General features: G+C 35.0%; 17 protein-coding genes. 9 read left to right on the top strand and 8 right to left on the bottom strand.

Features of this window, described 5'->3' with window-relative positions; all coding sequences use genetic code 11:
* Positions 1 to 15: 15 nt before the first annotated feature.
* From C1H58_RS06450 to C1H58_RS06430, 5 genes are all read left to right on the top strand, one after another.
* Complete coding sequence (locus C1H58_RS06450) at positions 16 to 735, top strand: hypothetical protein (protein ID WP_165545696.1); 720 nt, start codon at positions 16 to 18, stop codon at positions 733 to 735.
* Complete coding sequence (locus C1H58_RS06445) at positions 732 to 2750, top strand: hypothetical protein (RefSeq protein ID WP_165545695.1); 2019 nt, start codon at positions 732 to 734, stop codon at positions 2748 to 2750. Before C1H58_RS06450 ends, C1H58_RS06445 begins: the two co-directional genes overlap by 4 nt.
* Positions 2747 to 3658: an ABC transporter ATP-binding protein gene (locus C1H58_RS06440; RefSeq protein WP_165545694.1), complete on the top strand. Its 912-nt coding sequence runs from the start codon at positions 2747 to 2749 to the stop codon at positions 3656 to 3658. Before C1H58_RS06445 ends, C1H58_RS06440 begins: the two co-directional genes overlap by 4 nt.
* A 49-nt stretch (positions 3659 to 3707) precedes the next feature.
* Positions 3708 to 5045, top strand: a complete 1338-nt coding sequence (locus C1H58_RS06435) for a glycosyltransferase (protein ID WP_165545693.1) — start codon at positions 3708 to 3710, stop codon at positions 5043 to 5045.
* A 127-nt stretch (positions 5046 to 5172) separates the two neighbouring features.
* Positions 5173 to 5769: a PepSY domain-containing protein gene (locus tag C1H58_RS06430; protein WP_165545692.1), complete on the top strand. Its 597-nt coding sequence runs from the start codon at positions 5173 to 5175 to the stop codon at positions 5767 to 5769.
* A 307-nt stretch (positions 5770 to 6076) separates the two neighbouring features.
* On the opposite strand, the gene rihC is transcribed toward C1H58_RS06430, so the two are convergent.
* The 6 genes from rihC to C1H58_RS06400 all read right to left on the bottom strand — a co-directional run bounded on the left by rihC (position 6077) and on the right by C1H58_RS06400 (position 11895).
* Complete coding sequence (gene rihC, locus C1H58_RS06425) at positions 6077 to 6982, bottom strand: ribonucleoside hydrolase RihC (protein ID WP_165545691.1); 906 nt, start codon at positions 6980 to 6982, stop codon at positions 6077 to 6079.
* Between the two features lie 79 nt (positions 6983 to 7061).
* Positions 7062 to 7352: a cytochrome aa3 quinol oxidase subunit IV gene (qoxD, locus tag C1H58_RS06420; RefSeq protein WP_016424723.1), complete on the bottom strand. Its 291-nt coding sequence runs from the start codon at positions 7350 to 7352 to the stop codon at positions 7062 to 7064.
* Positions 7349 to 7957, bottom strand: coding sequence for a cytochrome aa3 quinol oxidase subunit III (gene qoxC, locus C1H58_RS06415; RefSeq protein WP_050331390.1), 609 nt, complete (start codon positions 7955 to 7957; stop codon positions 7349 to 7351). The genes qoxD and qoxC overlap by 4 nt, the downstream gene beginning before the upstream one ends.
* Positions 7950 to 9935, bottom strand: a complete 1986-nt coding sequence (gene qoxB / locus C1H58_RS06410) for a cytochrome aa3 quinol oxidase subunit I (RefSeq protein ID WP_037559218.1) — start codon at positions 9933 to 9935, stop codon at positions 7950 to 7952. The genes qoxC and qoxB overlap by 8 nt, the downstream gene beginning before the upstream one ends.
* A 2-nt stretch (positions 9936 to 9937) precedes the next feature.
* Entirely contained in the window at positions 9938 to 11038 is a 1101-nt protein-coding gene (gene qoxA / locus C1H58_RS06405) for a cytochrome aa3 quinol oxidase subunit II (protein ID WP_050331388.1), read from the bottom strand.
* A 524-nt stretch (positions 11039 to 11562) separates the two neighbouring features.
* Positions 11563 to 11895: an immunoglobulin-like domain-containing protein gene (locus tag C1H58_RS06400; RefSeq protein ID WP_165545690.1), complete on the bottom strand. Its 333-nt coding sequence runs from the start codon at positions 11893 to 11895 to the stop codon at positions 11563 to 11565.
* Between the two features lie 224 nt (positions 11896 to 12119).
* Between C1H58_RS06400 and C1H58_RS06395 the strand changes: the two genes are divergently transcribed.
* On the top strand, positions 12120 to 13265 hold the full coding sequence (locus C1H58_RS06395; protein ID WP_165545689.1) for a globin domain-containing protein: 1146 nt from the start codon (positions 12120 to 12122) through the stop codon (positions 13263 to 13265).
* 86 nt (positions 13266 to 13351) lie between these two features.
* On the opposite strand, the gene C1H58_RS06390 is transcribed toward C1H58_RS06395, so the two are convergent.
* Entirely contained in the window at positions 13352 to 14887 is a 1536-nt protein-coding gene (locus C1H58_RS06390; RefSeq protein WP_165545688.1) for a glycosyltransferase, read from the bottom strand.
* 360 nt (positions 14888 to 15247) lie between these two features.
* Positions 15248 to 16105 (bottom strand): bifunctional methylenetetrahydrofolate dehydrogenase/methenyltetrahydrofolate cyclohydrolase FolD, encoded by an 858-nt coding sequence (gene folD / locus C1H58_RS06385; protein ID WP_060830113.1) that lies wholly within the window; start codon positions 16103 to 16105, stop codon positions 15248 to 15250.
* Positions 16106 to 16312: 207 nt separating this feature from the next.
* On the opposite strand from folD, the gene purE reads away from it, so the two are divergent.
* From purE to purC, 3 genes are read left to right on the top strand one after another with little or no spacing between them, the layout of a single operon-like run.
* Positions 16313 to 16795: a 5-(carboxyamino)imidazole ribonucleotide mutase gene (gene purE, locus C1H58_RS06380; RefSeq protein WP_165545687.1), complete on the top strand. Its 483-nt coding sequence runs from the start codon at positions 16313 to 16315 to the stop codon at positions 16793 to 16795.
* Entirely contained in the window at positions 16782 to 17915 is a 1134-nt protein-coding gene (purK, locus tag C1H58_RS06375) for a 5-(carboxyamino)imidazole ribonucleotide synthase (RefSeq protein WP_060830112.1), read from the top strand. The genes purE and purK overlap by 14 nt, the downstream gene beginning before the upstream one ends.
* A complete protein-coding gene (gene purC / locus C1H58_RS06370) occupies positions 17912 to 18613 on the top strand; it encodes a phosphoribosylaminoimidazolesuccinocarboxamide synthase (RefSeq protein ID WP_165545686.1) in 702 nt (233 codons plus the stop codon). Before purK ends, purC begins: the two co-directional genes overlap by 4 nt.
* The last annotated feature ends 1 nt before the right edge of the window (position 18614 follow it).

Genomic DNA, 18614 nt, shown 5'->3' with positions numbered 1-18614 from the left:
GAAAAGAGGATAGCGATGTCTAAAAATAAGTGTATTTTTTCTTGGGATTTTAATACAAATACGCATAAACTCGAAATTCATTTTAAGAACAATGATTGGACACATAGAAATGAAACGCAATTTAACACAGCTTTAGAAAAAGTGACGGAAATTCATTGCCATTTTTATGAAGTAATAGATGCGCGCACAATCGCAAATTTTAAAGCGTTATTAGCTGATATACCGCATGTATTGAAATTTAAATGCATATTTCACGTCCTTGAGACAAATGAAACGACAATCATTAGCCTCTTATCTCAGATGCCTGAAATGTATATGCTTAACATTTACAACTTCAAGCATCATATTCTATCTATAGATTTTATAGAAAATGAGGGGACACAGGCGCTAGTCGCTACACATAACCAGCAATTAATTGGACAATTAAAGCTAGCGATCCAACAACAAATAGGCAGAAATACAGTGAATGAACATCAACTTAAAAATGCTTTAACGCAGCTAGAGCATGACTATCAAGACTTGTACTCAGAATATATAAAGCAACATAAAAGGATGCAGTATGCATTTAGAGAATTACACCGCTTTAAACGAAGTGCTTGGAAATATAAAAAAATCTATTTAAACCATGAAAGGTTGATTGACCTTCTAGAAAAGGCAAATTTTTATCAGAAAAAAGTGAACAAGAAAAATGTTAAAAAAGGTATGAAATGGTTTTGGAGGGAGGTTGTAAAATGAATGCATCGTCAGAACAATATTCACCGGAACAATTAGAAGCAATGCAAAAACCTATTGCAAGAAAGCCTCATTCTTTTGTCAAATCATTGATTAATAGTGGTGATGTTCAAAATAACAAAAGGTTAAAAAAGGGGATTTCCTATATCTTATTTTTAAACAATCACTTAGATCAGGAAACCTTCCTACAACTTCAAAATCACTATGACCAATTGATTTTAATATTTAAATCAAAAGAAGAGCTTTTAAAGTTTAAAGAGATGGCAATTCCAAAGCAATCACAAATCTTTTGTCATTTATTCGAAAATGACCTTAACGCTTCATTTGAATTTGCAATAAAACAGGTTGAATACAGCCATGCTCTTATCACGCTGTTTCATGAGGAAAAGGTCAGTACATTGCCTATTGCTAATCATACATTATCACGCGATATGATTTATTTAATCGGTTCAGAATGGCTTTATCCGACACATGCGATACAAAATATCTATTTAGAATATCCGCTTGATAGCTTTATAAAGTCATACATTAATGAAAGATGTAGCGAGTATAGAGGTGTGTCACAATGCAAAATAGGAGTATCGAATTTAACACAAAAACGAAAGACGAACATCGAAACGGTAGCAGAAGCTTACCAAGCATTAAAAACGATTCAAGCTATTTATTCAGAGAGTCTCCTCACTGATGTTACCTATCATTTTGAAGCGAATAATTTAATCGTTAAACTTAAAGCTTTTATGGAAACGCAATCGTCAGAAGTCAATGCGCGACTAATGATTTATATCAGGGAACATATCCAACCTTTTAATTATCATTTGTTGAATAAAGGGCATGCCAAGACATTAGTGGTGGCATATTGTTTTCCACCATTTATTGATACGAGTGGGAATGTCATGGCGAAGCGTATTCGAGATCAGGAAGAAATTGTAGATATTATATCAAATAACATGTCACGTATTAGAGACAAAGATTTTATGTTGAATACGCTAGCTGAACATTTAGTAGACACGCATTACTTACTTGATGTTAAACAAGCCTTTTCTAGTTGGGGAAGTATTAGTGGATTTATCGAAGAAGGATTAAAAGTGCTAGAGGAAAATCCAAAATCTTACGAGCACCTCTATTCTCGAGCCATGTTTCCACAATCTCATTTTTTAGGATATGAAATTAAAGTTAACCATCCGCACATTTTTTGGCGAGCTGAATTTTCTGATCCATTGCACACGACTGTAACAAGTGACTTAAGATATGCACCCATTGAAGATGAACAGTATATAACTCGAATTAAGAAATCCTTAAGACCTGAACTTGTGCCATTAGTTGACGATAATGTCTTTAATGTTTGTGAGTTACTTGCTTTATCTCATGCAGATGAATTAATTTTTACGAATGAAAATCAAATGGAGTACATGATTGGGCGATTTGATGACAATATTAAAGATAGTATTAGAAACCGCGCAGTCATATCGAGACATCCTATCCCTCGAAAAGACGATTATTATAAAGTGATGACCACTTATGAAGTGGATACTGAATACATTAACTTAGGTTATTTTGGTAATTTTTATGCTACGAGAGGTTTTAACGAGATTGAATTGGTATGCAAATATTTAGAATCTAAAGGGGAAACAAACTTTAGAATACATTGTTTTACAAATATTAGAGGTAATGTCTTGAATATGTACAAAAACAGTGATTTTAAAGAATATATTATTTTACACCCGCTTGTAGGTTATTTTGAATTTTTAAATATTACTTTGTTATTCGATGGCTTACTTATTTTTGACGCACATACGATTGGTATTAAACAGTTGAATCCTTATATTCCTTCGAAGCTTAGCGATTATAAAGGCAGCGGTAATATGGTTTGGGCATTTACAGAAGAAGGAAGTGTAATGGATCAAGATCAATCGATTATTAAAACACGAATGGGAGACTTTGAAGATTACGTGAATTGCTTTCGCGAAATTAAAGCAAACGCACGAAATAATTCACATCTAAATCAGGTGATAACATGACTTATAAAGTAAAGGTAGAAAATGTCTCAAAAATATATGACTTAAATAATAGTAAAATCAGTAAAATGATTTCTTTATTTTCATTTGGTTATTTTTACAAACCTAAACCCTACTATGCGCTTTATGATATTTCATTTGAAGTCGAAAAAGGGACGTCAGTCGGACTCATTGGATTAAATGGCTCAGGGAAATCTACTTTATCAAACATTCTCGCAGAAGTATTAAAACCTTCGAGAGGGAAAGTAACAATTAATGGTAATGCTTCACTCATTGCGATTTCAGCAGGCTTGAAAAATGATTTTACAGGTGAAGAGAATATACGTTATAAATGTTTAATGCATGGCATGTCTACTAAAGAAATTAATCAAATATTCGATGATGTCGTAAAATTTTCTGAGCTCGATGAATTTATTTATCAGCCAATTAAAAGTTATTCGAGTGGGATGAAAGCAAGATTAGGTTTTTCAATTGCAATTCATACAAATCCAGATGTTCTTATTGTGGATGAAGCGTTATCAGTTGGAGATGAAACGTTTGCGAATAAATGTATCGCTAAAATGAAAGAATTGCAACAACAAGGAAAAACGATATTTTTTGTATCTCATTCAGCAGCTCAAATTAAAAATTTATGTGATAAAGCCATCTGGATTCACTATGGAGAAATGATTGAATATGGCGAAGTCAATCATGTTGTTAAGCGATATAATACGTTAATTCGTGGTTTTAAAGCACGAGATAAAAAAGGACAACTTGCTTATAAAAAGAAAATGCTAGGCTTACAACAACAGAGAAGTGATTCAATTGAAGCGTCAGAATTATCCCCTGTACATTGGCATACCTTTTTACCTTTAGGTGGTAGTTTCATTTTATTTTTAATCGCAATTATATGGCAAATGGGTGGTTTTTAATATTTTAGACTGTATTACATTTTAAAAGATATAAGAAAGGGCGTTACAGATGAAAAAAGTAGGTATGTTCGTTTGGAATCACTTTACAAATGATGCGCGTGTGCATCGTGAATGTACCGCATTAGCAGATGCAGGTTATCAGGTTGATTTGATTGCGATTAATGATCCGAAAAATCCCAATATCCATCCTTATGAAAAGATTTCAGATCGTTTTAGCGTTCATCGCGTAAAACGTTATCCCACACTATTGCAAGCTTATTCAGATCATGGCAAACGCTTTTTAATTGCTGTCGGTGGTGTATGTACAGTTGTGGCAGTCGGCTTGTTTTATGTGAATTACATGTTATTAAGCAGCTATTTAGCGTTATTATTAATCAGTATGGGTGCAATGAAATCTCGTTGGCTACGCAAGTGGGTGATTAATAGTGCGATTATTTTAAGAATGATTGTTAAAGGTTATCGCCTCAATCCAGATGTTTATCATGCAAATGATTTGAACACATTACCCCAAGGGATTGTGTGTGCGAAGTTGCGCCTCAAACCTAAACCCCTTATCTATGATAGTCACGAAGTTCAATCAGATCGTACAGGGTATCGTCCTGATTTAATTAAGCGTATTGAAAGATTTTTATTACAATTTGTTGATGAAATGATGGTAGAAAATCATACAAGAGCAAAATATAATGAAGACATTTACGGATTTTATCCGAAAACACTTTATAATTATTCAGAACTTTATGATATTGAAACAAAACCTAAAATTAATTTACATCAAAAGCTTAATTTAAAGCCAGATGAAAAAATATTACTCTACCAAGGGGGGCTTCAACAAGGTCGAGGTCTTGAAAAATTAATTGAAGCGATGCCTTTAATTAAAGAGGGCGTATTGGTTTTTGTCGGAGGCGGTAAATTGACAGGGACGTTGAAAACACAAGCGCAACAATCCTCTGCACGAGATCGGATTTATTTTTTAGATAAAGTCCCATTTCAAGAACTGCCAAGTATTACACGTGAAGCTTTCGTTGGTTTTCAAGTTTTACAAAATGTTTGTTTTAATCATTATTCAGCCAGTTCAAATAAATTATTTGAATATATTATGGCGCATGTCCCCGTTATTGGGTGTGATTTTCCTGAAGTTAAACGTGTTATTGTAGAAAATGAGATTGGCGTTGCAATTGACCCTCATAACGTTCAGCATATCGCAGAAGCTGTTAATCAAATGATTGATGATCCGTCTTTTTATGCGCAATGTAAGGAGAATACGAAAAAGGCCAAAGCCATTTACAATTGGCAAAATGAAAAATCGAAGTTATTAGATGTTTACAACCACTTAGAGAAAGCACAACGCTTTATAGGCGCTATAAAAAATCGATTGCAATTACGATAGACAACTACACCTCACGACGGATTTTTGATATGTGAAACAATAAATTGTAGCATTTCTGCATAAAAGTCTGTATAAAGGGAATGTGAAGTTTAAGTAAATATTATGTTAAAAATTTGGAGGTTATACAATGAGGTTCAAAGTACTATCGTTATTATTATCAACAGGGGTTGTCCTAGCAGCTTGTGGTCATGATGATCAAGACGACCACGATGATCATCAAGAACATGCACAGAAAACTGAACAAAAATCAGACAATCAATCTAACGCATCGTCTCAAAATATGACAACTCAAAATGTTAATAAAGTGAAAACTCAACCAGAAGATGCTATTAAAACTGCACAAAAATCATTTGATGGGGACGTTAAAAAAATAGAATATAAAAACGACCATGGCGAATGGATTTATGAAATCGGCTTATTCAAAGGAAATAAAGAAGCAGAAATTAAAGTATCAGATAAAGATAATAAAGTCATACACAAAGAACAAGAAACAGAGCACGAGATGGATAATGAAAAAGCAATCCAATATCAAGATGCGATTTCATTTAAAGAAGCTGTTAAAAAAGCACAGAAAAAATATGATGGTGATTTAAAACAATGGCAATTGAGCCAAGATGATGGTCAATTTGTTTATGAAATCGAATTATCAAGCAAGCAAGGTGAACAAGAAATCACATTGGATGCGAAGTCTGGTGATGTGCTTAAACAAGATCACGACAATTAAAATAAATGATTGAGGTTAGATTAGGAATGCATCTAAGCCTACTTAAATTAACAATATCTATTCTCATAGAATATGTCCAATTCAGTGTAGACGATTCACTATAATTTAAACAAAAGAACAGTGGCTAATAGGATTTATTTACACTTAGAAAGCTTGTACAATTCTAGCCATATTGTTTATCTTTAGACTAAATAAGCGCTAAGATGACTTTGATTGAAAAAGTCATCTTAGCGCTTTCTTTATATCATTGTTATTGCTTGCTATGGATTCACACTCGTCTGAATTTCGGCGTTTCGTCTAAGTTATATTAAGGGCAATAGGATAATAATGAAAAGAAACAGTCTAGAAAATCTTCATATTGGATCTGCATCACAATTTGTGCATTCGGCTGAGAATGTTGGAAATCCATAATGGTCATACCTCGTGTGTGTTCACCTTTGAGTTCAACATCGACATGAGCTGGACGTAGTGTAAATAAATCTGGATTGATTAAATACATGATGGTGTAGGCATCATATACATTCAAGCCTTGTTGGAAGTTTTCACCTCTATAATGGCGGAAAAGCTCAACAAGCATCGCGCCTGTTTGATTCGTATTTTGAATCTGTGGCAACTTTTCTAAAGGAAGATTCGTTGTGCGCACAACATCTAAACCAATCACGGTGATAGGGACACCACTATCAAAGACAATTTGAGCAGCTTCTGGATCAGCATAAATATTAAACTCAGCTGCTACAGTCACATTTCCTCGTGAAGCACTGCCGCCCATTAACACAATTTCTTTGATTTGATGTTTGATGTCTGGATGATGCTTCAGCAATAATGCGATGTTAGTTAAAGGACCAATTGGAACTAAGGTAATAGGGGAATGACTTTCAACAATGATGGATCTCATTACTTCAACCCCATTGTCAGATTTTACCGTACGTGTGAGAGGAGGAAATTCAAAGCCATCCATACCCGTTTCTCCGTGTACATGTTCTGCATAAATTGGAAGCTGAATTAAAGGGACAGCTTGACCACGACTGACTGGGACATCTTTATTGAAGTATTCTACGAGTGTTAACGCATTTCGTGTTGTTTTATCTATAGATACATTACCATGGACCGTGTTAATCAATTTGACATCGATTTCTGGATGATGAAGTGCAAAGCTGATGGCCGCAGCATCATCGATACCAGGGTCTGTATCAATAATAATAGGGATAGGCATCTCTATTGTCGCTCCTTTAAAATAATATTGTAAAAAAGCACTAACACGCATGCGTGTTAGTGCTTTCGTTATGCATTGCTTAGATGTGGTGACCGTGACCACCTTGCATAACCCAATATGTTCCGATAACAATAACTAAAGTAATGATAATCGCAAAGAGTACTTTTGCAAGTTGAATACGACCATTTTTACCTTCAGTTAAGTGCATGAACATTAAGAGTTGTAAGAACGCTTGGATAAATGCAAAACCAAAAATAATAGTAACTTTGGCGTTAAAAGACAGTGATGTGTAAAGAGTCACGAAAACTGCAAGTAACGTTAAAATGATTGAGGCAATAAAGCCTATCGTATGTTTAACAATTGTATTCATCCGCTATACACCATCCCTATCATATATACGGCAGTAAAGATGAAGATCCAAACAACATCTAAGAAGTGCCAGTATAAACTTACTATAAATAATTTTGGTGCGTTGTATTTATTAAGCCCGCGCATTGCAACTTGGATTAATAAGCAGATAATCCAGAAAATACCTAAAGTTACGTGGGCACCGTGCGTTCCTAATAGAATAAAGAAACTAGACCAGTAGGAAGCAGTTTGTGGTGTTGCACCTTCATGAACGTAGTGCGAGAACTCGAAAATCTCGAATCCAACAAATCCGATCCCTAGTAACACTGTAATAATCATCCAAAGTAATAATAAATTCTTATTTTCTTTACGCATGTAATAAATCGCGATACCGCAAGTATAAGAACTTGCTAAAAGTAAGAAAGTCATGATTAATACAAGTGGTAATTCAAACAAATCAGTTGTAAGCATGCCACCATAACTACCACCATGTTGGAGGGTTAATAGTGTTGCGAAAAGCGTACCAAAAAGTGCAAATTCAGCTGTAAGGAAGATCCAAAAACCGAGTTTATTTATTTCGCCTTCATGTGTACGAGCATCAATAGTATCGACAACCTTATTACTCATGATTTAGAGCCTCCCTTTCTTTTTGACGTGCCTTTCTTAAGCGCGCTTCAGTTTCAGCGACTTCACTTGCAGGAATAATATAACCGTGATCTTCTTGGAAACTTCTCCAAATCATTAATCCGAAAATACCAGCAAGTGATAAAATCGCAGGTAATAATGTTTCGAATACTAAGAAGAAACCACCGATGAAGAACAAGACACCCATCCAGAAACCAATGTGTGTATTATTTGGCATGTGAATGTCACTATAATTATGATTGTCAAGATAGTGTCTACCTTGTCGTTTCATTTCAACAAATGTATCAAGATCGTCCCACTCTGGTGTGATGGCAAAGTTGTATTTAGGTGGAATTGCTGAAGCAGTTGACCACTCTAAACCACGTCCTAAACCATCCCAGTTATCGCCAGTTGCTTCACGTGGTGCTTTAATGTGACTGTAGATGATGTTACCAACGAAAATTAAGAAGCCGATAGACATCAACGCTGCACCAATTGAAGAAATAAAGTTCAATAAGAACCAGTGATCTTCAGGCATATAAGTGTAAAGACGACGTGGCATACCATCAAGACCTAAAATGAATTGTGGTAAGAATGTAACGTTGAAACCAATCATAAAGATCCAGAAGAACCATTTATTAGGTTTCTCAAATAATTTGTATCCCATTGCTTTTGGATACCAGAAAATCATAGCTGCGAAACATGCGAATACAACACCAGCAACAATTGTGTAGTGGAAGTGGGCCACTAAGAAATATGTGTTGTGGTATTGGAAGTCAGCGGATGCCATCGCAAGCATGACACCTGTAACCCCACCAATTGTAAAGTTAGGGATAAATGCTAATGAGAATAGCATAGGTGATTCAAAAGTAATTCGGCCTTTATACAATGTGAATAACCAGTTAAAGATTTTCACACCTGTAGGAACAGCGATTAACATTGTTGTAATTGAGAAGAATGAGTTAACTAAAGCACCATTACCCATTGTGTAGAAATGGTGAACCCAAACTAAGAAACTCAAGAATGCGATACCAGCTGTTGCCCACACCATACTTTGGTGTCCGAATAAACGTTTACGTGCAAATGTTGGAATAATTTCTGAATAAATACCAAATGCCGGAAGGACAAGGATGTATACCTCAGGGTGCCCCCATACCCAGAAGAAGTTTGCCCATAGCATTGGCATACCGCCATTGGCTACTGTAAAGAATGCAGTGTCAAAGATTCTATCAGCAGTCATTAACGCAAGTGCGATTGTTAATGCAGGGAATGCCAAGATAATAATTAACATAGTAATAAATGTTGTTACAACAAACATTGGCATTTGCATAAATGTCATACTTGGTGTTTTTAGCTTAATAATAGTAACGAAGAAGTTAATACCTGTTGCTAAAGTACCAATACCTGAAATTTGAATCGCGATTAAGTAGTAGTTTACACCTGGTCCAGGACTAAATTCACCCGCAAGTGGTGCGTAGTTTGTCCAACCTGCTGCAGGTGAACCACCGACGATAAATGAAAGGTTGAATAAAAGCATACCTGCTACAAACAACCAAAAACTAATGTTGTTAAGTAATGGGAATGCAACGTCACGTGCACCAATTTGTAATGGAATAATGATGTTCATTAAACCGATAACAAGTGGCATTGCCATGAAGATGATCATGATTACACCGTGCGTTGTAAAAATTTCGTTATAATGGTTTGATTCTAAGAATGGGTTATCTGGTACTGTTAATTGAATACGTAATAGGATTGCATCAATACCACCACGTACAAACATTAAAACAGCACAGATTAAGTACATTAAACCAATCTTTTTGTGGTCGACTGACATGAACCATTCCTTATATAAATATCCCCAGAGCTTAAAGTAAGTAATGGCAGCAACAACACCAATAACAAGAAACGGCGCTGCAATTTGAGCCAATGTAATCATCCAGTTACCGTTTACTAAAAGCTCATTCCACGGAAAGTTCAACATTAATGTCCACCTCCACTTTTATGATCTTTATGTGCCTCAGCATTTTTGGCACCTTCATGCATTGATTCCATTTCGTCCATAGTATGCTTTTCATTTTTCATGAATGCACGACTATATGGCTCGTCGTTTTTCAGAATGGCAGCTTTCATACCATGTCGTTCGTAGTTCGCATTTGTAATTTGTGGTTTACGTGCTGGCTTATTCGGTTCACTTAGTACGCCTTTAGTATCATCATAGAAGTTTGGATCTTTTGGTACGTAGTTGAATCGTTTATAAGCATAGAAAATGTATTCTGGATCAGCAGCAGGATCCACAAATGCCATATGTGTGCCACTAAAAGTAAGCTCTTTGTTTTTAGTGATAGGTAAAAGTTGTTTATCAAACGTATCTTGATCAATTTTTTTCTCAGATTGCGCTTCTTTTACCCATTTGTCATATTCACTTTGACTCACAGCTTCTACGTTAAATGTGTGACGAGAGAAGCCTTCACCGTTAAAGTTTGAGTTACGTCCACGATATGTACCTTCTTCGTGAGCTTGGTAAGTCCACTCCATTGTCATGGCAGTCATAGCATATTTTTGACCACCTAATTGAGGAACCCAGAAACTTGTCATTGTGTCCATTGCTTGAAGTTTGAAAGTAATTGGTCGGTTAGTAGGAATTTTAATGTGGTTAACCGTTTCAATTTTTTCATCCGGATAAGCAAAGAACCATTTGTATCCACCACTCACTGCGTAAATGACGATTGGGTCATCTTCAGCTTTAGGTGGCTCCTCATATTCATATAAGGCTCTAACAGTTGGAATCATTAATGCAATTAAAATGATCACAGGGATGATGAACCATACTGTCTCAAGAATAACGTTGTGGTGCATTTTTCCTGATTCGCTTGTGTTTTTGTAACGATACTTAAACGTAAATATCGCGAATAGGATAAGTACCACAGCTACAATGGCAACCATAAAGATGATTGAATAAATAATCAAAAACCTTTGGTCGCTGGCCATTGGCCCTTTTGCGTTTAGAACTTCTACATCAGAACAGCCCGCAAGCAAAAACAATGTTCCGAAAGCTAGAAGCAAAGACTTAAATTTTGACACTTTTTTTGACCTCCTAATACTACAATTGTAGGGCTTATACTAATTTTAAAATAATATATGATATTTACAAGTGCCATTTTGAAAAAACAATAAATGAAAAAACATGAAAGCCTTGATATTCAAGGCATGATAGGGCTTCAGGGCATTATTAAAATTATGTGTACATTTTGTGAAAAGTCTCTATTTCTACTTATTTAATTAAGATTTAATTAAGAAAAAGGTAATGTTTATTTTTTCACAAACTTTTCGAGCTATTTTTTATGGAATTAAAAAAGGGGGATTTGAAGAATAGATGTAGGGAAAGTGCTAATTAAAATTTGTGAAAAAAAGTTTAAAATACGAAGTAGTTGATATGAAAAAAAGAGAAAGATTTATAAATACAGTTTTTAAGTGTCTATTTTATCTCTCTCTTCTTTATGGGAATAGCATAGCGCATCAATATTATTTTTAGTGCATAATAAATTTCACATCAGGAAAAAGTATTGATGATCACTTTTCGTTGTTCGGAACTATGGATACAAATATTATTTTAAGGGTGCATCTACAACTTTGATTACTCTCGAAGAAGTTTCAATGGCACCGTTTGAATCGGCAACTTGGTATTGAAGTTCGTATGTACCTTGTTTAGATGTATCGATATGACCATTTACTTTAATTTTATCAGTTAAGTCGCCGTCTTCTTTATCAAAAGCGGTCACACCTTCAAGAGGGTTGTATTTTTCGCCCACTTGAATGACCGAGTCTTTTATACCTTTAAAAGAGGGAATCGTGTTTGTTGTAGCCTCTGCATTAAGATGTGGTGTGACAAGTGTCGCTGATACACCGATAGCTGTTAATGATTGAAGTAGTTTGTTCATAAGATTTTAGCCCTCCGTTCATTGAACTGTTATGGTATTCACATTAAGTATTATACATTTTTCAGAGAATTTTGCTATCCATCTATGGACCTAATTATCATCAATGAGAATATGTTATATTTTTCTAGAATGGCTGTATCAAAGTGTAAGATTGATTTACTTTTGACATAAGTCAAATGTTTGAGTAAGGAATCAATGCAAATATTAAACAGGAGTGAGGATTTATGTTAACACAAGAAGAAAAAGGAATTATTTTGCAAACTGTACCGATTTTAAAAGAGAGAGGAACAGAAATCACATCAAATTTCTATAATAGAATGTTTAACCAACACCCTGAATTGCGCAATATGTTTAATCAAACGAACCAAAAGAAAGGATTTCAATCGACAGCGCTTGCACAATCTGTCTTAGCAGCAGCGATGAACATTGAGGACTTCACACCGATTTTACCTATTGTTAAAGAAATCGCTTATAAACATTGTGCGTTACAAGTTTTTCCTGAGCATTATCCGATTGTAGGAGAAAATTTATTAGCTGCTATTCAAGAAATAGTTGGATTAGAAGAAGATGATCCAGTTATTCAAACTTGGGCAAAAGCTTATGGCGTGATTGCAGATGCTTTCATCGGAGTAGAAAAAGAAATCTATGAAAACATGGCTTGGGATGGCTTCAAACCTTTTAAAATTACGCATATTGAACAAGTAACACATAATATTAAAGCATTTACAGTGACTTCAGAGACACAAGATTTAAGCCAGTTTGTACCAGGACAATACATCACAGTAGATGTTGAAAGTGAAAGATTACCTTATAGAGCAAAACGTCACTATTCCATTGTAGATGGTGGTAAAGACTTCATGACATTTGGGGTAAGACATGAAGTGAGTAATACACATGAGGGTGAAGTTTCGACTGTATTACATGAAGAATTTAAAGAAGGAGATACGATTTTATTATCTGCCCCGGTGGGAGGATTTAAAGTACATCATTCTGAAAAGCCTCAATTGTTTATCGGTTCAGGCGTAGGTGTGACGCCTTTAGTCTCCATGTATCGACAAGTGATTGAATCACAAGGTACAGCACAAATGATTCATGTCGCTGCGACAGAAAATGACGTTGCTTTTAAAGACACATTAGAAGCGCTAACAGCAAAATCGCCCCATGCACACCTTCATATTCATATTAAAGATAAAGAAGGTTATTTAGAAGCAGATGAACTTAAAACATATCTTTCAGATGAAACAGAAGTTTATGTATGTGGGGGAACACCATTTTTACAATCGATTATTAAAACATTAGATGATTTAGGCGTAGATCAAAATCAAGTTCACTTTGAAACATTTGTACCACGTTTAAGTGTTAATGTATAAAAAATAAATAATAAAAAGCGATGAAGAAGGGCTTAGTGGCTTGCTTCTTCATCGCTTTTTTAGAAAGAGCATAAATTAATCGTGAGTTAACGCGATTGATGTATATTTTTTTTATAAGTATAGCCAAGAGAATTAAAAAGGGTTTTATAATTTTCAATGGCTGTTGATTGGTATAATCTACTTGTCAACTGCACATTTTGTAATGGTTGGTTAACAATATCTTCCATTCTAGAAGCAAATTCTTCTATATTTTGTGGTGTGACCAAATAACCGTTTGCCCCATGATCAATAATTTCTCTAGGTCCATATTTCACATCATATGAAACGACAGGACATCCTGTTTTGATACTTTCCATAATTGTAAGACCAAATCCCTCATGCAGGCTTGTCAGTAAAGAAGCTTTAGAACGTGAAAATACGTCTAATGGATTTGAAGTAAAGCCATTAATTTCGACACTTTTTTCTAAATTTAATTCTTTAATCAAAGCTTCAATCATTTTTAGCTGACCATCTTCATCTTTACCGTAAAGATGGAGTTTATCTTCGTATCCCTTATCTTTAAATAATTTGTAGGCACGAATGAGATGGGGCAATTGTTTCTGTACGCCAAATCTTCCGATAAAAACAAAGTCTTTACGTGCATGTTCAACGCTGTTAGAAACTGTGTGATCAATAGAGTGAGGGATGACTATGAATTTATCATTTGAAATGCCATATTTTGCTTGAATGTCTTCTTTTTGGTGATTTGTAAGGATTAAATATTTGAATACAGCGTTACTATTTTCTAATGCAAATTGATAAGATTTGAGTACGCTTGTATCATCATTTTGTAAATGCGTATTATGGAAAACGAGGATGTTTTTAGTCTTCTTTTTATTGAATAATAAAGGTCTGTCCAATAAACGCGCATCATTGAAAACAATGTCACCGTCTTGGAACTTACTTTCAAAATAATAACGAAATAATGCTTTTTCATTATCAAAAAAGCGATAAGGTCGACCTTCTTGATCAACAAGTTTGATGAGACTTAGCTTAGGTTTTTCATCTGAAGTATAGTATTTGACGCAATATGGGTAGCCTAAACCATCATAAAATGTTTCAACTTGCTTACCGAAAGTCTTAGGATGATAGACAATTTTTTGATGAATATAGCCGTACTGATTATACTTACGTCTTTCAATACGGCGCTTTGAGATATCATCCATAAAATCTTCTAATTCTAAGATGTTTGATTGTGCATAGTATTTTCTGTAAAGGACATAGCGTTCTTGATTATAGTATCGCACAATATCGTTATCTTTCTTAGGTACTTTAGAAGTCAGTCCTTCGATTTCTCTAGCTGTCTCATTTATGATTGGCTTTGATTTAAAACGGCTCCGTCTAACGGCATACAGACGATAACCAGATAACCAATCATAGATGTTTTCGTGCGTAATAGACGGATCAAGTATGCTATTTTCAATAAACGTTTTTTGGATTTCTGGATATTCAATATTATAGTTTGTCGTCAAAATTACATTATTGATGTTTAATTGCTGTTTGAGTAGATCTATTCTTTGTAACAATGACTTAGTACGACCACCATGTTCTTTTGGTAGAGTAGAAGTAATTGTATAAATCATATTAGGAAATGCCCCTTTAGTTAAAATAATTATATTAATGCCCTTGAAAATATTCTAACTACAATTTGCTTTGATGTATACAGTTCTAGTAAATTGTAATAAATTAATTTGATATTTGAATGATTGACACTTTTAATAGACTATATTTCTATAGTAAATAACTGGTATTTAATCAACTATAAAATGAATTGGATTATTATAACAAAATATAATATGTATTTTAGCATACAAGAAAAAGAGGTTGAGCAACGTGCCCAACCTCTTTATATATATATCAATACTTGATTTGTCCAAGCTTATTAAATAAGAAAAAATATACCGCTAACAGACAAATCTTTAGAATTCATCAATTATGATAGTTTATTCTAAACCACGACGCATTTTTTCAGCAATTAAAGTATTATTTAAAACCATTGTGATTGTCATAGGCCCTACACCACCAGGAACAGGTGTGATTGCACCTGCAATTTCTTTTACTTCGTCATACTCTACATCGCCTTTAAGCTTGCCGTTTTCATCTGGTGTATTTCCGACATCAATCACTACAGCACCAGCTTTAACGTCATCACGTGTCACCATACCAGGACGTCCAACTGCGCTCACAATGACATCAGCTTGTTTTAAATGTTCACTAATATTTTGACTACGTGAATGTAAAACAGTGACAGTTGCATTTTGTTGGATTAATAATTTTGCCACAGGTTGACCCACAATATGACTACGGCCGATAACTACTGCGTTTTTACCTTCTAAATCAATGTCCGCATGTTTCAATAATTCCATCACGCCAAGTGGTGTACATGGGATTAATTTTGCTTCATCTAAATATAAACGACCAATGTTGATAGGGTGGAAACCATCAACATCTTTGGCTGGGTCAATGGCATCTAATACTTTTTGTTCATCCACTTGTTTCGGTAGCGGAACTTGCACTAAAATCCCACTTACGCTGTCGTCTTGATTTAAACGTTCTAACTCTTTCAACACATCCGCTTCAGAAGTATCTTCATTTAAATGAATGACTTCAGAAATCATGCCGATTTTTTCAGCTGCCTTCTTTTTTGAACGGACATAGCTTTGGCTTGCGCCGTCATTTCCAACTAAAATAACAGAAAGCTTAGGCGTATACCCTTGCGCCTTTAATTTTTCTACTTCATCTTGCAAACCTTGTCTATAATCTTTCGCGATTTGTTTCCCATCTAAAATTTTTGCACTCATAAAAATAGCCTCCTCATAATAATTCGAACAATAACGAATGATTTCAATGTAATTATACCAATAATCGAACAAAATACGAAATATAGATTTTAAAAAAGTATTAAAGTTCGATTTTTACGTTGAAAAAAGCATGTGAGCTTGTTATGCTATACCTGTAATATACAACTATTAAGATTAATATTTCAAATCTTTGAAAGGGTGTTCATAGTGAAGGTAGCAGTCATAATGGGGAGTTCTTCTGACTGGGAAATAATGAAAGAAGCATGTGTCATGTTAGATGATTTTGAAATTTCATATGATAAAAAAGTCGTTTCAGCACATCGCACACCACATATGATGGTCGAATTTGCAAGTCAAGCAAGACAAAATGGATATTCAGTCATTATTGCAGGTGCAGGCGGTGCTGCACATTTACCGGGTATGGTCGCTTCCATGACGACATTGCCCGTCATTGGCGTGCCTATCGAATCAAAAAGTTTAAAAGGCTTAGATTCATTACTTTCTATCGTTCAGATGCCTGGAGGAATACCTGTAGCTACAACGGCAATTGGCAAAACAGGTGCGAAAAATGCAGGGATTTTGGCTGCACGAATGATTGGTATGACAGACGAACAAGTTCAAGCGCGTTTAAACGCTTACGAAGCATCGCTTGTAGAAAAAGTAGAGGTGATGCAAAATGACCTTCGATAAGTTACATTTTGGGCAAACAGTTGGCATTATTGGTGGCGGACAACTTGGAAAGATGATGGCACAATCTGCACAAAAAATGGGGTATCGTGTGGTCGTGTTGGATCCAGATAAAAATTGTCCTTGCCGATATGTTGCACATGAATTTATACATGCTGCCTATGATGATATGTCAGCATTAACACAATTAGGAGAAAAATCAGACGTTATCACTTACGAGTTTGAAAATATTGCGGGCAAACAACTTCAAAAACTTGTAGAAAATTACAACGTTCCTCAAGGTTATCAAGCCATTCAACTTCTTCAAGATCGTTTAACAGAAAAACAAACTTTACAAAATGCAGGCGCAAAGGTCGTTCCTTTTGTTCAAGTCACATCAGCACAAGATTTAAATGTAGCAATACGAACATTAGGATATCCTTTTATGCTTAAAACACGTTTTGGTGGTTATGACGGTAAAGGTCAAATCCTTGTACAATCAGAAGCGCAACTCGAGGAAGCATTCGCTTTAATTGAAAATCAAGAATGTGTCGCAGAACAATTTTTGGATTTAGCACTCGAAGTTTCATTAACTGTAACGATAGGGAAACATGGGCAAAAAGTTTATTTTCCGCTTCAAGAAAATGAACATCGTCATCAAGTATTGTTTAAAACAATTGTACCTGCGCGTTCAAGCAAAGAGGAAGAGGCACGTCAAGAAGTTTCGAAAATTACAGAAGCAGTACATTTCGTAGGTACATTTACAGTTGAATTTTTTATTGATCAACAAAATGAACTATACGTCAATGAGATTGCGCCACGTCCTCACAATTCAGGACATTATTCGATTGAAGCATGTGATTTTTCTCAATTTGATACACATATCTTAGCTGTGACAGGGCAACAATTGCCATCTCAAATCGAGTTATTGAAACCTGCAGTAATGATGAACTTACTAGGAAAAGATTTAGACTTATTAGAAGATCAATTCAGCCAGCATCCAGAGTGGCATGTGCACATTTATGGTAAAACAGTGCGAAAACCTGAACGTAAGATGGGGCATATGACCGTTTTGACAGACAACATTGAAAAAACTGAAAAAGCAATGTTGAAACAATTTGAAGGGAGAGACGAAATCAAATGAGTCTACTATATGAAGGTAAAGCCAAACGTGTATTCGAAACGGAGCAACCTAATGAATTACGTATCGAATATAAAGATGAAGTGACAGCAGGAAATGGTGCTAAAAAAGATGCAATGGTTGGGAAAGGGCGTTTAAACAACCAAATTACAAGTAAGATTTTTGAATATATTAAAAAAGAGGGCGTTGAAAGTCACTTCATTCGCCAATTATCTGAAACGGAGCAATTGGTAAAAGCGGTTAAAATCATCCCGCTAGAAGTTGTAGTCAGAAACATTGCTGCAGGTTCTATTACAAAACGTCTTGGTTTTGAAAAAGGTCATCGTTTTGATTATCCTTTCGTTGAGTTTTTCTATAAAAATGATGACCTTAACGACCCATTGATTACAGATGATCATGTTAAACTCCTTCATATTGCAGATGACGAAACGATTGCTGCACTTAAAAGGGAAGCACTCAAAGTAAATCAAGCACTTGTGAAATTAATGGATGAAATGGGACTTGATCTCGTCGATTTTAAGATTGAATTTGGGCGCGACTCATCAGGGAATCTTGTGCTCGCAGATGAAATTTCCCCTGATACATGTCGTATTTGGGATAAAACGACACACGAAAATTTTGACAAAGATGTATATAGAGAAGATACAGGTTCTTTAATCGATACTTATCAAACTTTCTTAAATAAATTGGAGGCACTTTAAT

This window comes from Staphylococcus sp. 191, assembly GCF_011174885.1.
Taxonomy (GTDB): Bacteria; Bacillota; Bacilli; order Staphylococcales; family Staphylococcaceae; genus Staphylococcus; species Staphylococcus coagulans.
Note: the sequence above shows the minus strand (reverse complement) of the source record. Positions and strands in the feature narration are given on the sequence as shown.

What these genes read in the sequence shown, in the direction of transcription:
- purC (WP_165545686.1), top strand. Translation starts at nt 17,912, where the DNA reads ATGAGTCTACTATATGAAGGTAAAGCCAAACGTGTATTCGAAACGGAG.
- C1H58_RS06435 (WP_165545693.1), top strand. Translation starts at nt 3,708, where the DNA reads ATGAAAAAAGTAGGTATGTTCGTTTGGAATCACTTTACAAATGATGCG.
- C1H58_RS06440 (WP_165545694.1), top strand. Translation starts at nt 2,747, where the DNA reads ATGACTTATAAAGTAAAGGTAGAAAATGTCTCAAAAATATATGACTTA.
- folD (WP_060830113.1), bottom strand. Translation starts at nt 16,105, where the DNA reads ATGAGTGCAAAAATTTTAGATGGGAAACAAATCGCGAAAGATTATAGA.
- C1H58_RS06395 (WP_165545689.1), top strand. Translation starts at nt 12,120, where the DNA reads ATGTTAACACAAGAAGAAAAAGGAATTATTTTGCAAACTGTACCGATT.
- C1H58_RS06450 (WP_165545696.1), top strand. Translation starts at nt 16, where the DNA reads ATGTCTAAAAATAAGTGTATTTTTTCTTGGGATTTTAATACAAATACG.
- C1H58_RS06390 (WP_165545688.1), bottom strand. Translation starts at nt 14,887, where the DNA reads ATGATTTATACAATTACTTCTACTCTACCAAAAGAACATGGTGGTCGT.
- purK (WP_060830112.1), top strand. Translation starts at nt 16,782, where the DNA reads ATGACCTTCGATAAGTTACATTTTGGGCAAACAGTTGGCATTATTGGT.
- C1H58_RS06445 (WP_165545695.1), top strand. Translation starts at nt 732, where the DNA reads ATGAATGCATCGTCAGAACAATATTCACCGGAACAATTAGAAGCAATG.
- rihC (WP_165545691.1), bottom strand. Translation starts at nt 6,982, where the DNA reads ATGCCTATCCCTATTATTATTGATACAGACCCTGGTATCGATGATGCT.
- C1H58_RS06430 (WP_165545692.1), top strand. Translation starts at nt 5,173, where the DNA reads ATGAGGTTCAAAGTACTATCGTTATTATTATCAACAGGGGTTGTCCTA.
- qoxC (WP_050331390.1), bottom strand. Translation starts at nt 7,957, where the DNA reads ATGAGTAATAAGGTTGTCGATACTATTGATGCTCGTACACATGAAGGC.
- qoxD (WP_016424723.1), bottom strand. Translation starts at nt 7,352, where the DNA reads ATGAATACAATTGTTAAACATACGATAGGCTTTATTGCCTCAATCATT.
- C1H58_RS06400 (WP_165545690.1), bottom strand. Translation starts at nt 11,895, where the DNA reads ATGAACAAACTACTTCAATCATTAACAGCTATCGGTGTATCAGCGACA.